The sequence below is a fragment of the Nannocystis pusilla genome (assembly GCF_026626665.1).
Lineage (GTDB): Bacteria > Myxococcota_A > Polyangia > Nannocystales > Nannocystaceae > Nannocystis > Nannocystis pusilla.
Genome location: NZ_JAPNKE010000002.1, coordinates 11180716 through 11196365 on the forward strand (window position 1 = coordinate 11180716; position 15650 = coordinate 11196365).

Genomic DNA, 15650 nt, shown 5'->3' on the forward strand with positions numbered 1-15650 from the left:
TCAGGCCGTCGATTCGAGCGCGGGCAACACCCGCGCGAGCCCGGCGGCCTCGAGCGCGCGACGGCGGCCGAGCACGTAGAGGTATTCGCGGATCGCCCAGGTCGTCCGCAGCGGCAACATCCAGAAGAAGTTGGCGGAGATCGAGGGCGTGAGCGACTCCACGTAATGCCACCACCGCGGCGGCGTGAACAGCACGTCGCCGCGCTCGACGATGGTCTCGATGACGGGCACGCCGCGGAACCGCGGGAAGCGCTGGTAGTCGGGCTGCGCCGGGTTGACGGGGCTCCAGTGCAGGAGCCCCGTCTGGAGGCGAGCGTGCGGGTAGTAGAGGCGCTCGCTGTATTTCGGGTCGATGTGGAGGAAGCGCTTGGTGCCGTGGAGCTGGACGAAGAAGTTGTGGAGGCGATCGAAGTGCAGCATCGAGAGGGTGCCGGCGGGGCCCATCCACAGGTACGGCTCGACGCGCAGGCGCTCGCGCACGGCCTGCGGCATGAGGCGCGACCAGCCCATGTAGGGATCGAGGGAGCCGAAGGCCTGGCGAAATTGCGGCAAGGCCCGACACAGCTCGAAGGCGGTCAGGTACACCCTGCGCGAGGCCGGCGACTCCGCACCTCGCATCAGTCCGACGAACTCGCGCAGGGTCGTCGCGGTGTGTTTCTGCGTGGCCTGAAATTCGAACAGGTCGTCGGCGGCCTCGGTCCAGGTCTCGTACTTCACGTCGAGGCCGCCGAACCGATCGGCGAGGTATTCCGGCGTCCACGCGGCGGCCGGCCAGGTATCGGCGACGCCGCGCAGGAGCGCGGGCCGGCCCTTGCGCAGATACTCGCGCACGAAGAACGACGGCGTCGGTTTTGACAGGACATCCAATTTTTCGGCGTGCATGGGTGGCCTCGGGAGGTCAACGGTGCGCCCGATATGGCGCGACCGCGGGGCCGATCTTAGACGATTGCGAGGCCGCAGGGCGGGCGGGTGCGCGCGACCCATGCAGCATGATGGGTCGCCGCGAACGCTGATCGGCTCACTTCCCGTTCGTCACCGTCTGCAGCGCCGCGGTGAAGTTGCCGATCAGCTCCTGATCGGAATTGCGCTTGAAGGTCATCGGGTCCGGCACGATCTCGGTCATGAAGAAGGCCATCGCCTCGTCGACGAAGCCGGCGAAGCTGCGCGAGCGCGCGGCCCTCGAACAGGATCTCGCTGACGTGGAAGGTCTTCGAGATCAGCGCGATGCGCTGCTTCTCGGCGTCGGTCGCGGCGAGCGCGGCCGCGGCGTCGAGGTGGACCCGCGCCTGCGCGACCATCGGGGCGGTCGTCGCCGAGGTGTCGAACTGGTTGCTCCACTTGTAAAGCTTGCGCTCGCCCTCCATGTTGTCGAGGATCGTCCACAGCTGCTCGAGCAGCTCGAAGTACTGGACCATCTCGTCGCTCGCCGGTCCGAACAGGTCGTCGCAGATCTGCCGCCACAGCGCCGGGACATCGGTGGCGGGCCGCCACCACAGCCGGCCCATCACGTACAGCTTGAGGCCGTCGAGGCCCCATCTGGATAACCCTCCATGTGCTGCCAGCTGCCGTCGACCCCGCTCGCCTCGATCTGGCGCATGAAGTCGGCGAAGAAGCCGGTGTAGATGCGCGGGATGAAGAAGCCGATCCCGTGGGCCCACTCGTGATTGCCGTAGTGCTTGGCCGCGCCGAGCCACTGCGCGAGCGACCCGGAGACCCCGTCCTGCAGGTACTCCGAGACGTGCAGGTTGGTGAACACGATGATGTTGTCGTGCAGGGGGAACGGCGGGATCGCGTTGGTGTTGCCGTAGGCGAGCCCGAGGATCAGCTTGTCCGGCAATGCGGCGCGAGCCGGGTCGCCAGATCGTTCATGAAGGTCCAGTAGGTCGCGGCGTAGGTGTCGTCCTGCGGGTCGCGCTCGCAGCGGGCCCCGCTGTCGTTGATGCTGAAGGACAGGTACGCGTGCGTCGGGTTGGCGGCGAAGTAGGCCAGCGCGGTCTCCTCGGCGGCGTCGACCAGCGTCGGCTCGCTGAAGCACGGCTGCCAGCCCTGGTCGCCCGGCGTCGGCACGTAGGGCACGCCGTTGACCACCGGATAGATCTCCGGATACTTCGCCATGTACTTCTCGGGCGGGAACACCTCGTACATGTTGTGCTGGTGCGTCCCGCCGAGGCGGCGGTTGTCGACCGCGTTGAGGGCGGTCCAGTCACCGTCGCCCGGCACGCCGGCGACGCCGGTCATGAACACCGAGCGCGCGTACGGCTCGTCGACGACGTCGACCGCGCCGAGGGTGATCGGGCCCGGCGGCGGCACTGCGGTGAACAGCTCGCCCGGCATGTAGAAGCGCACGCCGACGAAGCGGTCGAGGAAGCCGACGACGCCCATGAAGGTGCCGCGCGGGCCGCCGCCGGCGATGACGACGCGGTCGTCGGTGCGGCGCAGCACGAAGCCCTCGTGCCACAGGCCGTCGAGCTCGGCCGCGTCGGCCCACTGCGTGCGGTCGAGCGCGAGCACCACCTTGCCTGCGGGATCGCCGAGGTCGGGCTCGGCGACGATCGCAAAGCCGTCCATCACGCCGCTGACGCGGCGCAGCCAGGCTTGCAGGAAGCTGGCGGCGTTCGTCACCTGGCCGTCGGGCATCACCGGCGTGACGATCACGGTCGCCGCGGGTTCGAGCGTCAGCGGGTCGATCGGCGGCCCCATGTCCGCGGCCGCGGTGTCGCTGGTGGTCGGCGGCGCCTCGCTGGTGCTGCCGACCTGGGTGCCGCTGCCTGTCGTGGTGGACATGTCCCCGGGGCCAGTCGATTCGCTGGTCTGGCTGCCTGCGCCGTCGGTGCCGGCCTGGCCACCGCCGCAGCCGATCACGGCCGCCAACCACGTGCTCGCCCATCCGCGCCGCGCTCGCATCGTCGGTGCTCGTCTCACGCTCGCCTGCTACCATGAAACGCTCGCGGCCCGCGACCGCGTACCTCCTCGGGGCGCGAGGCGGCAGCGCGGGGGCCGTTCGCCCCGACGCGCGGCGAGCCGCTCGCAGCCCGGTGAGGGCATTGTTCGCGGGGCCTGGCGAGCCACTGCCATGACGGCGCCGATCGACGCGCACGCGGTGGCGTGAATCGGGAGGCCGTGCCGCGCTACGCGTCCTCCCGGTCGAGCGCTCGGTGAGTCGGCGGGAGAGCTCTCGGTGAACTTCCTGGCGCGCGGAGCGCCTCGCGGTCGTCCTGTTCGTGCCGCGGTATCGATCGCCGTCTCGAGCGGGTCGGTCGATCGGGGCGGCGAATCAGGGCGCGCGGCTTTGGTAGCAATCGCGGCAACTCGAGGAGCAGTCGCGCGCGGCGTGGTGCGAGGACGATCGGCGGTCGTCGCATGTACGCGCATTCGGGGTCGCACACCCCCGCGCAGGCCAACGCCGACGCGGCGCGCCGCGAGCGGGCGGGCTGGGGGAGAGTCGCTCGCATGACGACAGGGACGATGGTGCGCGCGGGGTGTTGGGTGTTGGGCCTGGTGGCTGCGTGCAATGGGGGTGGTGGTGGTGGAACCGGTACGGCGAGCGACGGCGCCACGTCGACGACCGTCGCATCGACCAGCGCCGGCGGCGAGACGTCGAGCGACGTCACGAGCAGCAGCGGCGGCAGCGAGTCGTCGGGCAACGTCACGACCGGCGTCCCGACCACCAGCACCACCGACGGCGGCGAGACGACCACGAGCAGCACCGGCGTGCCCGGCCTCGACTGCGACGGCGGTCCCGATGGCTGGGGCGCGGGCGACGACGTGGGCATGCTCGACGGGGACGCGTGGACGCCCGGGCGCGACGGCGACGGTCGGGTCAATTGCGTATCGTGGCAGACGGTGCCGCTCGGTCGCTGGGTGCGCGTCGTGGGCACGCGGCTCGACGCGCTCGACGCCGAGGTCAAGGCGGCGATTCCGGGCTGGAGCGACCGCGGCAACGAGGACTGGCACGGGGTGCTCGCCGACTGGGTCGGCATGGCCTGGGACACGCGCAAGGGCACCGAGCGCGGCTGGGTCACCGTCGGCGGCGGTCACGACGGCTCGTCGAACGACGGCGTGTACCGGCTCGACCTGCGCGACATGAAGTGGAACATCGAGCGCATGCCGAGCGACAGCTCGAAGTGGCCGGACTCGTACAGCGCGAACTTCACCAACTTCAATCCCGCCGTCGCATACTACGAGAACAACCCCGAGAACCCCGAGGGCGTGTACAGCGACGAATTCTTCGACCCCGACGACCCCGAGATTTCGTCGCGCACGCCGACCTCTCGCCACACCTACGGATCGACCGTGTTCGTGCCCGAGCTCGGCAACGCGGGCAAGATCCTCATGGGCTGCCGCCGCTACTGGGAGTACGACGTCGAGACCGCGACGTGGGCCCTGCCGAAGTTCCCCTTCGACGCCGCGGCCAACTACTCCGGCGAGACCGGCTACACCGGCGAGAACATGAACGGCTGGTGGAACGCCGCCGAGGGCCGCTATTACGTGTCGGCCACGCAGAACTACAATCAGTCACAGACCTGGTCGGTGCTGGCCGGCGGCACCGATTTCCGCTGGGAGGGCGGCTACCCGACCGGCGGGTGGACTGCCCTCAGCACCGCCCAGGATCAACGCGGGCAGACGCTGCACTCGCTCGTCTACGAGGGCGGGCGCCCGCACCAGCTCCTGGTCACCGACATCGACACCCGCGAGGTCGTCAGCCACGACCTGGCCTACGGCCCCTCGACGGACGGGTTGATGTTCGATCCGCAGGGCGGGTCCGACGGCGGCACCTTGGCCCACGTGGCCGAGACCGGCCAGTACCTCACGAACTTCTACCCCGTCGGCGAGGGCATGTTGTGGGCGTGGATCGACGAGGCCACGTGGACGCTCGAGCGCGCCCAGATCGAGGGTGACTATCCGACCGAGGTGAACTTCAACACCGAGACCAAGCTCGAGTATTTTCCTGAGATGCACGCGATCGTGTGGGTGAACGTCGGCGAGGAGGACATTCGCCTGATCCGCCTGCAGTGATGCGGCGGTGCGCCCGTTCGGGCCTCGATGATCGGAGCGGGTGCGCGCGGGAGGGCGTCCTCCTGGCGCGCCCGTCCGCATTTGTCGCCGGTGCCGAGGCCCCGCACGACAACTTGGGCGAGACGCGATAGCCTGGGCCGAGGGCTCGCGCGAGCGGGCGCTATCCACCGAGGGGAAATGATGACAGGCATGACGGGTTGGAATCGGGGCATCGCCCCGTGGGCGCTGGGATTGTGGGTCGTCGCGGGCTGCGGCGACGATGTCGGTACGACGGACACGACGGGCGAAGTCTCGGCATCGGGCGGTGAGACCACCTCGACGACGACCTCCGGGGAGCCGACCACCGGCGTTCCGACGACCACGACCGGCGCACCGACGACGAGCACGTCGGAGGCGACGACCACCACCACGACGGACACGACGACGACGAGCACGTCGGAGGCGACGACCACGACCGGCACCACCGAGCCGGACACCACCTCGACGTCGACCACGGACCCGGGGCTGTGCGGCAACGGGGCGGTCGACGACGGCGAGGTCTGCGACGACGGCGTCAACGACGGCGCCTACGACGGCTGTCAGCCCGGTTGCGGCGCGCTCGGCCCGTTCTGCGGCGACGGCGAGCAGAACGGCCCCGAGGGCTGCGACGACGGCAACGAGGTCGACGACGACGCGTGCAACAACGACTGCGCGCCGGCCACCTGCGGCGACGGGGAGCTGCAGCGAGGCGAGGAGTGCGACGACGGCAACATGGACGAGACCGACGACTGCCTCGCCACGTGCAAGAGCGCCAGCTGCGGCGACGGCTCGGTGCAGGCGGGCGTGGAGGCGTGCGACGACGGCAACGACCTCGACACCGACGCCTGCCTCAACGCCTGCAAGGTGGCCGTGTGCGGCGACTCGATCGTGCAGGAGGGCGTGGAGGCGTGCGACGACGGCGACGATGACGACACCGACGCCTGCGTCGCCGGTTGCAAGGAAGCCGCGTGCGGCGACGGCCACGTGCAGGCGGGCGTGGAGACGTGCGACGACGGCAACGACGTCGACAACGACGGCTGCAGCAACGCCTGCGTGCCGCCGCCGGTCGACGTGCTCTTCACCAGTGCGGCCAGACGCTCGAGAACGGGCCCAGCCAGGCGCAGTGCGACGCGACCTACGGCAACGGTAACCAGCTGCAGGGCAAGGTCACGGTGACGGCGGGCATCCAGAGCTGGACGGTGCCGGTCACCGGCACCTATCGCATCGAGGCCTGGGGCGCCGAGGGCGGCACGCAGTCGCAGTACGGGCCCGGGGGCAAGGGCGCGCACGTGCGCGGCGACGTCGCGCTCGCGCAAGGCGAGGTGCTGCGGATCCTCGTCGGCCAGATGGGCAAGACCGGCATGTACTACGACGTCGGCGGCGGCGGCGGGAGCTTCGTCGTCAAGACCATGGGCAACGTGCCGCTGATCGTCGCGGGCGGCGGCGGGGCCCCGGGCAACTGCGGCGTCGCCGACATGACGGCGCAGAACGGCAAGGGCGTCGACGGGGCCAACGGCAACGGCGGCACCAGCGGCAACGACGGCACCTGGTGCGGCTGCGGCGGCGACGGCAGCGCGGGCGGCGGCTTCAACACCGACGGCGGCGGCAACGGCGGCAAGTCGTTCATGAACGGCGGCAAGGGGGCCGACACCGAGCGCCCGGGACAGTGCATCGATTCAGGCCTCGGCGGCTTCGGCGGCGGCGGCAACGGTGGTAACGGCGGACCGGGCGGCGGCGGCTACCAGGGCGGCGACGCCGGCGGTTCGGGCGCGGGCGGCATCGCCTACGGCACCGGCGGCAAGTCGTTCACCAGCGGCGCCAACAAGCTGCAGGAGGACGGCGTGCGGGCCGGCCACGGTCAGGTGAAGATCACGCTGCTCTGAAGCAGGTGTGGTGATTCGCGCCGCCGGTCGCTCGCGGCCGGCGGCATTCGTGGCAGGGCGCCCGCGCCTCAGCGCTTGGCCTTGTGGCGGGTCTGGTCGATGCAGTAGACCAGGCCGTCGCGCAGGCTGGCGAGGGTCGTGAGGCGGGTCAGGTCGATGCCGATCGAGACCATGGTCTGGGCGATCGAGGGGCGGATGCCGGTGATGACGCAGCGGGCGCCCAGAAGCTCGGCCGCGAGGACGAGCCGCAGCAGGTGCTCGGCGGTGGCGGTGTCGATGAGCTCGACGCCCGTGAGGTCGATGATGGTGTAGCTGGCCTTCTTCTGGATGATCGTGTCGAGCAGGCGGCCCATCGTGTCGGCGGCGCGCTGGGCGTCGACGGTGCCGATCAGCGGCAGGGTGAGCACGCCCTCCCAGACCTCGATGATCGGGGCGGCCAGGGCGCGGATGGCGTCCTCCTGCTTGGCGATCAGGCTGAGCTTCTCGAGCAGGCGCTGCTCGGTCTCGGTGCGCTCCTCGACCTCCTTGCGCACGCGCTCGAGCGCGACCGCGAGGTCGGCCCTGGTGGCGTCGTCGGTGGCGAGCATGCGCTCGATCCGGTCCTCGAGGCTGGCGTCCGAGGGGCTGATCACGAACTCGTCGTAGGTGTCGCTGCTGGTGGCGAACGCGACCTGCTCGGCCCAACACTGCGGGACTTCGAAGTGACGCTGGAAGATGCCGGCGAACTTGCCGCCGAGGTAGCTCGCGCCCCAGTTGACCCCCAGCACCTTCTGGATGTTCGTCTCCCAGTGATTGTAGACGCGCACGACGGCCCGCTTGGCCGCGCGGTCGAGCGAGACGAGCTCCAGCGGCCCCAGCCGAAGGTCGCGGCGACGTGGACGAGCGCGGCGAAGCCCTCCTCGAAGGTCGGAAACTGCGAGATGAAGGCCCAGTCGTCATGGACGCCGTCGCGACCGCCGCCGTGCAAGGCGAGGCGAAAGCGATCGGTGCCGACCATACGCTGCAGGCCGGAGATCAGGCCGGCCAGAGTGCTCTCGGTCCAGATAAAGATCGCCGGGTTGCCCGCCATGCGGATATTCCCGCGGTCGGAGTCGTACTCGAACTCTAGTCCCCCCAGGGTCGCGCGCTCGATCATGTGGTGGCCTCGACTGAAACACGTTCCTGGCGCGGAGACCACGGAGAACTTTGTCCGACGGCCGTTTCCGGCGGCGCTGCCGCCTCCGCGGCGTCGCCGTTATGAGATTGCCTGCGATCGATGACACGCCCGGCTCGGCGCCGGACATGAGCGTGGACGGAGCGCGAACGGTCGGCCGATTCTTGGTCTCGGGCACGCGACGTTGCGTGCGACGATGTACGCGCAACATCGACGGCGCCCCACCGAACGCGGAGCGGGGCCGCGCGCACGAAGTGCGGGCTCGGGAGGCGAACGGACGGCCGACGGAGACCTCCTCGGGTGGATCTCCGACGGCGCCGGCCGCGGGCAGCGGTGATTCGTACCGGGCGTTCGGGCGCCGCTGCGTCTCGCCGTGAGGCGGGCAGCGTGACGCGGCACGATCATTCGCGCGGGAGTCCGCGCAGGGCGTCCTGGATGGCCTGCGCGAGCTCGGCGGGCAGCGGCCGGTATTCGTCCTCGAGCATCGGCGGGAATCCGGCGACGCGGGACAATTGCTCGACGGTGGCCCGGCGGAGGGCGTCGACCGTGCCGAAGCGGCTCAAGAGCTGCATCTCGACGGCGCGGTCGAGGCCGGGGACCCGGCCTCGCAGGGCGGCGAGGGTGACTGCATCCGCGTGGCAGGTGAAGGACAGACGGCGGGCCGGGCCGGGCGCGCCGCCCGGGCCGAGGGGGTACAGGGCGAGCTCGCCGGGGTAGGCGACGAGGAGGCGCTCGCCTTCGCGGTCGAGGGCGACGCTGGCGAACGGGTGCTCGAGCCGGAGCACGGGGACGCGGCGGACGTGGAGGGCGCCGCGCCAGAACACGCGGAAGCCGTCGTGCGCGAGGGCGAAGGCGACGCGCGGGTCGTCGTCTTCGTCGTCGTCGGATTCGTACGCCTCTTCCTCGGCGTCGTCGGGCTCGCCGGGAGGGGCGGCTTCGGCCGCGAACGGGAAGACGGTGGGGTCGTGCGGATCGATGTCCGGAGGTTGCTCGCCGCGGCGCCACAGGGCCAGAGGGGGCGGCGGGCCCGGGCGCGGCAGGTCGTCGAGATCGAACTGCGGGAGGAGGTCCGTGAGACGGAAGATCCGCGCGGTGCCCTCGATCCAGGCGTGGCGCAGGCAGGGGCCGAGGACGGCGCCTCCCTTGTAATTGCCAGGGTCCGGCAGCGGACGCGCGAGGCGATGGCCGTAGTCGTACACGCACCATTCGTCGCTCTTGTAGGGCGCCATCGGGAAGACCGGCGGGGCGAGCCCGTCCCAGTCGCTCCGATAGACGCCCCGGCGCAGGTCGAGGACGTGGACCTGGGCGAGCAGGTCGCCGCGCGCGACGAAGACCGCGTGATCGCCGGTGACTGCGAGGACGTCGCTCGTGACGGCGGGTACGGCGAATCGCAGATCGCCGGTGGTCGCGTCGAGGAGGACGACCGCGTGCGGCAAGACGAGGAGCAGGCCGTCGTCGCCGACGAATCGACAGACGAGCGGGGTCAGCGGATCGACGTGGTAGCCGTGGCGCGGCAGCGGCGGGCTGGGCAGCGCGGGGCGGAGGGCGGCGTGCAGGTGCGAGCAATAGGCGGGGACGCTGTCCGGGCCGCTGCCCCGCGAATGCGCGAGGCCGGCGGCGCGTCGCTCGAGCCAGTCGTCGTCCATGGCGAACGGCCGGGCGCGCGGATCGGGCTCGCCGGCGATCGCGGCGCACAGGGCGTCGAAGGCGTCCTGGGCGCGCTCCCACTGGGCCATGCGCATCATGCAGGGGACGCGCAATTCGAGGTAGCGGCGGTGGACGGCGAGGGCGGCGAGGAGCCGCTCGTAGGCGCGATCGACGGCGCCGGGGACGAGTTCGCCGGCGTCCGAGAGCGCGGGCGGACGCTCGGTCGTCGGCAGCACGGGGATGTGATCGAGGAGGAGGTCGTCGCTGCCGGTGCGGTCGATGAGCAGGCGGCGGAGCGCCGCGCCGCCGCCGTTGTCGGCGATGACGTCGTAGTCGACCGTGGGCAATCGATCGGGGCCGACGAACTCGCCGTCGAGGATGCAGGTGTCGTAGCGGGCGACCGCGGCGACCTGCGCGGGCGTGAGGCCGAGCGCGGCGGCGATGCGGGCGCGCAGGCGCGGATGCACGAGCGGCTCGGGGCTGGTGACGTGGCCGGGGCGGGCGGGATCGCGGTGCGCGGCGAGGTCGACGACCTCGCCGGCGCTGGCGGGCGGCTCGCCGTCGCTGCCGAGGAGGCGCGCGCCGAGGCGGCGCACGAGCTCGGCGGCGCCGGCGTCGTCGGGGCAGAAGAAGTCGCGCCAGCGAAGCATAGGGAGGACGAGACAGGAGGGCGGGGCGACGGACGCTCAGCCCTGCGGGAAGCCGGTGTTGCACTCGGTCAGCGGGCCGGCGAAGCCGGCGTTGCCGGGGGCGTTGCCGCTGGAGAGGGCCGGGCCGGTGGCCAGGACGGGCGAGAGCGCGAGGGTGACGGGGTCGGCGGCGAACACCTCGGCGTCGATGCCGAGCACGTAGAGGCGCGAGACGCCGTCGTCGAACAGGGGGCCGCCGAGCGAGTGGATGCCGTAGTCGCCGCCCATGCCGAGCATGGTGCCGGTGCCGGTGGTGTAATCGAGGTTGTAGATCGCGCCGGAGTCGATGCCGAAGCCGGGGTTGTCGATGACTGCGCCCCGGGCGTCGATGCCGGGGCCCATGTCGTCGATGTCGGCCGAGACCGCGACCATGAGGTCGGTGATCACTTCGTAGGCGAGGTCGCCGGCGAGGTAGTCGCCGGTGAATCGCAGCAGTCGATTGCCGGTGTTGCTGACGTTGTCGACGCCGGTGTCCATGAGGTAGACGCGGCCGTCGCAGTCGGTGTAGAGCGCCTCGACGTAGATGCCGTCGGGCATGTCGCCGAGGACGACGACCTCGACGTCGCTGCCGTCGGTCGGCGGGGCGGGGACGTGGAACAGGCGGGTCTGACCGTCGACGCCGCGCCCGCCGAGCAGCGAGCCGTCCGCGAGCATGGTGAGGCTGCACGAATTGACGGTGTCGCCGAGCGTGGGATCGTTGACGATCGTGTTGGTGACGAGCTGGGCGACGCTGCCGTCGGCCGGGTTCAGCTCGATGTAGACCAGCAAGTCCTCGACGGAGTACCACAGCTGCGGCGTCGGGAGCGGCGGCGGCGGCGGCATGTCGGGCAGGCTGCCGAGGTCGAAGAACGGGCCGCCGCCGGTGGTGGTGCCGGTGGTGACGTCGGGGCCGGTGGTGCCCGTGGTGGCCTGCTGCGTGGTGCTGCCCGCGGGCTCGGTGGTGGTCGGCGTGGGGCCGTCGGTGGTGGTGGTGCCGGTGGTGGGATCGCTGGTGACGACGGCGGTGGCGGTGACGTCCCGACCCGAAGAAGAACCACACGCCAGCGCCAGCACCGTCCCGAGCATCGTCACTGTTCGTCGCATCGCGGCCCTCGTCGCGCGGATGATATCCGCGCCGCCGAGCCTCCTGCACGGCAAATCCTCCGGCGTGGCGCTCGCGGTCGGTGCGCACGCGCGGCATCGGCCGCGGGGCGATCGGGACAGCTCGGGCGGCGCCGGAGCGCGACGAATCGTGCGACTTCGACGACGCGTGAATCGCTGCGCTCGGCGGAGCTTCGCGAGGTCGCGGAGGTCGTCACGCGCCGCTGGCGATGGCGTGGACGGCCGCGAGGGCGGCGGCGACGTCGGCGTGGGAGTTCATGACGCCGGCGGCGACGCGCACGAAGGAGACGGCGTAGGGGCTGCTGGTGGCGTGGATGTTCCGCGCGCGCAGGCGGGCGACGACGTCGTCGGGCTCGAGTGCCTCGACCTCGAAGGCGACGAGGCCGGCGGCGAGCGCGGGATCCTGCGGGGTCTGGACGACGACGCCGGGGATCTTCGCCAGCTCGGTGCGGAAGACGAGGTTGAGCTCGGCGATCCGCGCGGCGATCTGCGGGCGGCCGAGCTGATGATGAAAGGCGAGCGCGTCGGGCACTGCGAACAGGTGCTCGAAGGCGATGAAGCCGCCGGGCGAGACGTGCGAGGCGCGGGTCGGCGGAGTGCCGGTTCGGCGGATCCACGCGTCCCAGATCGATCGGTCGGAGAGGTCGAAGCTAGGGACGGTGGGGCGCAGCTCGGGCCACGCTTCGGGTCGGCCGAGGATGAAGCCGGTACCGCGCGGGGCGAGCAACCACTTGTGCGCGCCGGCGACGAAGAAGTCGGCGCCCAGGCCGGCGACGTCGACGTCCTCGACGCCGACGCCGTGGACGCCGTCGACGATCAGGAGGCAGCGATCGCCGGCGGCGCGGCCGGCGTTGACGCGCGCGACGACCCGCGCCATCTCGGCGATCGGGAGCTTGAGGCCGGTCGAGGAGTGGACCCACGTGAGGCCGACTGCGCGCGTCTCGGGCCGGATCGCCCGCTCCAGCCGCTCGACCAACTCGGCGGCGGAGGTGGTGGCGGCGCCGCGCGGCATGTCGTGCAAGGCGACGAATCGCAGGCCGGCGCCGGTCTTGTCGACGGCGCGGCGGATCGATTCGTGGTGCGAATAATGGTCGTGCTCGGTGGTGAGGACCTCCTGCCCGGGCCGCAGGGACAGGCCGTTGTAGACGAGGGCGAGGCCGGTGGTGGTATTGGGGACGAGGGCGATGTTCTCTCCGCTGCCGCCGAGGTAGCCGGCCAGGGCGGCCTTGATCCGCTCGAGCGGGTGAGAAGCTGCCGCGGGGTCGAGCAAGGCGGACTCGATCAACAGGGGATTGGCGTCGAGGCGCCGCCGCCAGGTCTCGATCGCGTCGCGCACGGGTCGCGGGTGCGAGACGAGGAAGAAGCTGCTGAGGTGAATCCAGGCCGGGTCGAGCGCGAACTCGCCGCGCACCGCGGTCCAGTCGACGAGGCCGTTGCCGTCGCGTAGGCGGCGGGGCGGCGGGGCGGCGGTGCTGTCCGTCGCGGCGGCGCCGGCGACCACCCCGCCGGCGACGAGGCCGAGGAACGAACGACGATGCAGCTGCATACGAACCTCCCTGCGGCACCAGATGCCGCCCCGAGCGATTGTGCGGCGAGATCGGCCCAAGGGCGACGCGAACGGCAGCGCGGGCGGTGCGGGCGGACGAGCAGGGCGGCCGCGATCGGTGCGGTAGACGAGGAGGCGCCGCCCGCGGGCGCGGCGGAGCGACCGCTCGCGCGGGTGCGGAGGAGGGCGAGGTGGAGTGTCGGCCGAGCGCTCGCAGCGGGACGAGCGAGCGCCAGGTCTCGCGCGCGGGCGAAGGAGCGCGGTCGTGAGGAGCGCGGATGGTAAAATGAGGGGTGAGCTCAGCCGGCGGCGAGCGGGCTTCATCGTCGGGTTGCGCGGGCGAGCGAGGCGTGAGGTGTCCGCGGGTAATGCTGCGACCGTCGCTTTCTCGAGAAAGCGGGCGGGACGGTCGTGACCGTCGCCGCTCGCTTTGGGGCGTACGCCTTCGGGCTATTGCGTGCGAAGGTCTTGAGACGACCGCGAGGGAATGTAGCGACCTGTGCCGCTCGCTTGGGGCGCACGCCCTCGGGGCAGTGCGGGGAAGATCTTGAGACGGCCGCGAGGAATGTAGTGACCGTCGCCGCTCACTCGGGGCGCACGCCCTCGGGGCAGTGCGTGCGGAGGTCGGGAGACGGACGCGAGGGAATGTCGCGACCGTCGCCGCTCACTTGGGGCGCACGCCCTCGGGCCATCGGGTGCGGGCGTCGTGCTTCACGTCGGCCAGCGACTTCGGCAGTTTGGCGCGGCGCAGGTCGGCGCCGGAGAAGTCGACGTATTGCAGGTCGGCGCCAGAGAAGTCGGCGTCGGTCAGGTCGGCGCCGTCGAAGCGGGCGTGGGCGAGCATGGCGCCGAGGCGGGCGCCGGTCAGCTTGGCGCCGGAGAAGATCGTGCGATAGCACTGTCCGCCGGTGAAGTCGGCGCCGCTCAGGTCGGCGTTGCGGAACACGACGTCGAACACGTCGACGCCGCGCAGGTCGACGCCGGCGAGGTCGGCCGCGGTGAGGTCGAGGACCTTGAGGGCGTACGCGCGCAGGTCGACGCCCGCGAGGTCGATGCCCTGCAGGGCGACCGGAAACCGCTCGCCGCCGAGCTCGCCGTAGCGGCGGCGCCAGGTGTTCCAGCGCTCGGCGGCCTGCTTCACTTCGCCGCGCAGCAGGGCCCGCGCCTCCTCGGTGGTGGGCAGCAGCAGCTGGGCGAGCGCGGCCTCGGAGAGGGTCTCGAAGGCGGCGCCCTTGCTGCCGAGCGTCTTGAGGACGGCCGCCGAGGGTCGGTCGCCGAGCGCGAGGTGAGTGACGCGCGCGTCGGGCTTGCTCGCGATCTCGCCGCCGAGCTCCTGGACCGTGGCTTCGCGGAATTCGCTGCCGACGTGCTTGAAGCGGCCGGCGAACAGGAAGCGGGCGCCGGCCAGACGCTCTTCGAACAAGGCGGGCGGACGGGCGGGGGCGCTCGCCTCGGACGGATCGGGGGCGAGCAAGATCGGCTCGCCGACCTCGGGCTGGACGGACTCCAGGGTCTGCACGACGACGTCGCCGCCGGGGCCGACGTGGGCCACGTCGTCGCCCAGGGCCGCGATCGGCAGCTCCTCGCGGTCGTTCGGCGGGAAGACGTCGACCTCGTCCGTCGCGAGCCAGCGCGGGCGCGCCGGGTCGGAGAGGTCGAGCTGCAACAGGCGCCCGGCGGAGTCGGCGACCGCGAGGCGGCGGCCGACGAAGGCGACCTGGCCCAGGCGCACGTCGGGGCGCGGGAGGCGAGCGAGGGTCCGGCCGTCGCGCGGATCGATGACGAGGATCGAGCTGCGGGCGTCGACGTGATTGACGCTGGCGTCGACGCTGACGGCGATGATGCCGCGGGCGGACACTGCGAGGCCGCGCACGATCTTGTCGGAGCCGCCGCTGTCGAGCTCGATGTCGCGGATCGCGGTCGGCGAGGCGCCGAGCCGCCACAGGTGCAGGGCGGTGTCGGCGGTGGCGAGCCAGGCGTCGCGCGGGCCGAAGGCGCAGGCGCGGGCTCGTTCGGCGTGGGGCAGGCTGGCGAGCTTGATGCTGCGCTGCAGGTCCCACAGCTCGACGGCGTACTGGGCCGGGGCGGCGAGGCGCGTCTCGTCGCGCGAGACGGCGAGCGGGCCGGAGGCGTAGGTGGCGAGCTCGAAGTTCGGCGAGTCGGTGTTGCCGACGAAGATCTTGTCGTAGTCGAGGCGCACGAAGCCGCCCGAGGCCAGGCCGTGGATGTCGGTCGGCGAGAAGGTGGTGGCGAGGGTGGTCGACTCGCCGGTGGCGCGATCCCAAAAGACGCAGACCCGGGAGGAGCCGGCCGCGACGGCGCGAGCGGTGAGCGCGAGCCCCTCGAGCGGCGCGGGGGCGGCGTGCTCGACCCGCGGCTCGCCGGTCGCGGCCGACCACACGCTCAGGGCGCCGGTGGTCGAGCCGCTGGCGATCCACCGACCGTCGGGCGACATGGCGGTGAGGGGGCCCTGGGCGTGGCGCCGCGGGACGTCGACATGGAACACCTGGTTGCCGCCGGGGACGCTCCAGGCGCGCAGGCGGTGCTCGTTGCCGAGAGAAGGCGCGCGCGCCGTCGGCCGAGAAGGCGAGCCAGCG

Annotated in this window: 13 protein-coding genes; 5 read left to right on the forward strand and 8 right to left on the reverse strand. The window is 71.8% G+C overall.

Annotated elements, in window-relative coordinates:
- Positions 1-882 carry a cupin-like domain-containing protein gene (locus tag OV079_RS49465; RefSeq protein WP_267777360.1) on the reverse strand — a complete coding sequence of 294 codons (882 nt, stop codon included), beginning with the start codon at positions 880-882 and terminating at the stop codon, positions 1-3.
- Between the two features lie 239 nt (positions 883-1121).
- Between OV079_RS49465 and OV079_RS49470 the strand changes: the two genes are divergently transcribed.
- Entirely contained in the window at positions 1122-1544 is a 423-nt protein-coding gene (locus tag OV079_RS49470; protein WP_267777362.1) for a hypothetical protein, read from the forward strand.
- Here OV079_RS49470 and OV079_RS49475 read toward each other — a convergent pair.
- Complete coding sequence (locus OV079_RS49475; RefSeq protein ID WP_267777364.1) at positions 1505-1837, reverse strand: hypothetical protein; 333 nt, start codon at positions 1835-1837, stop codon at positions 1505-1507. The two genes, OV079_RS49470 and OV079_RS49475, sit on opposite strands and share 40 nt — an antisense overlap.
- Positions 1822-2784 carry a DUF4838 domain-containing protein gene (locus OV079_RS49480; protein WP_267777365.1) on the reverse strand — a complete coding sequence of 321 codons (963 nt, stop codon included), beginning with the start codon at positions 2782-2784 and terminating at the stop codon, positions 1822-1824. The genes OV079_RS49475 and OV079_RS49480 overlap by 16 nt, the downstream gene beginning before the upstream one ends.
- Before the next feature lie 666 nt (positions 2785-3450).
- Between OV079_RS49480 and OV079_RS49485 the strand changes: the two genes are divergently transcribed.
- From OV079_RS49485 to OV079_RS49495, 3 genes are all read left to right on the forward strand, one after another.
- The gene (locus OV079_RS49485; RefSeq protein ID WP_267777367.1) at positions 3451-5016 is read left to right on the forward strand and encodes a hypothetical protein; all 1566 of its coding nucleotides are present in this window, start codon (positions 3451-3453) and stop codon (positions 5014-5016) included.
- A 189-nt stretch (positions 5017-5205) separates the two neighbouring features.
- Complete coding sequence (locus tag OV079_RS49490; protein ID WP_267777370.1) at positions 5206-6210, forward strand: DUF4215 domain-containing protein; 1005 nt, start codon at positions 5206-5208, stop codon at positions 6208-6210.
- Entirely contained in the window at positions 6207-6917 is a 711-nt protein-coding gene (locus OV079_RS49495) for a glycine-rich protein (RefSeq protein ID WP_267777372.1), read from the forward strand. The genes OV079_RS49490 and OV079_RS49495 overlap by 4 nt, the downstream gene beginning before the upstream one ends.
- 68 nt (positions 6918-6985) lie before the next feature.
- Here the strand turns inward: OV079_RS49495 and OV079_RS49500 are convergent, their stop codons facing one another.
- Positions 6986-7723, reverse strand: coding sequence for an STAS domain-containing protein (locus OV079_RS49500; protein ID WP_267777374.1), 738 nt, complete (start codon positions 7721-7723; stop codon positions 6986-6988).
- 68 nt (positions 7724-7791) lie between these two features.
- Between OV079_RS49500 and OV079_RS49505 the strand changes: the two genes are divergently transcribed.
- Positions 7792-8025, forward strand: coding sequence for a hypothetical protein (locus tag OV079_RS49505; protein WP_267777375.1), 234 nt, complete (start codon positions 7792-7794; stop codon positions 8023-8025).
- A 446-nt stretch (positions 8026-8471) separates the two neighbouring features.
- Here the strand turns inward: OV079_RS49505 and OV079_RS49510 are convergent, their stop codons facing one another.
- From OV079_RS49510 to OV079_RS49525, 4 genes are all read right to left on the reverse strand, one after another.
- Positions 8472-10367: a hypothetical protein gene (locus tag OV079_RS49510; RefSeq protein ID WP_267777378.1), complete on the reverse strand. Its 1896-nt coding sequence runs from the start codon at positions 10365-10367 to the stop codon at positions 8472-8474.
- A gap of 36 nt (positions 10368-10403) precedes the next feature.
- Positions 10404-11489 carry a hypothetical protein gene (locus OV079_RS49515; protein WP_267777380.1) on the reverse strand — a complete coding sequence of 362 codons (1086 nt, stop codon included), beginning with the start codon at positions 11487-11489 and terminating at the stop codon, positions 10404-10406.
- A 211-nt stretch (positions 11490-11700) separates the two neighbouring features.
- Positions 11701-13053 carry an aminotransferase class V-fold PLP-dependent enzyme gene (locus OV079_RS49520; RefSeq protein ID WP_267777382.1) on the reverse strand — a complete coding sequence of 451 codons (1353 nt, stop codon included), beginning with the start codon at positions 13051-13053 and terminating at the stop codon, positions 11701-11703.
- A 664-nt stretch (positions 13054-13717) separates the two neighbouring features.
- Positions 13718-15559 (reverse strand): pentapeptide repeat-containing protein, encoded by a 1842-nt coding sequence (locus tag OV079_RS49525; RefSeq protein WP_267777384.1) that lies wholly within the window; start codon positions 15557-15559, stop codon positions 13718-13720.
- Positions 15560-15650: the final 91 nt, after the last annotated feature.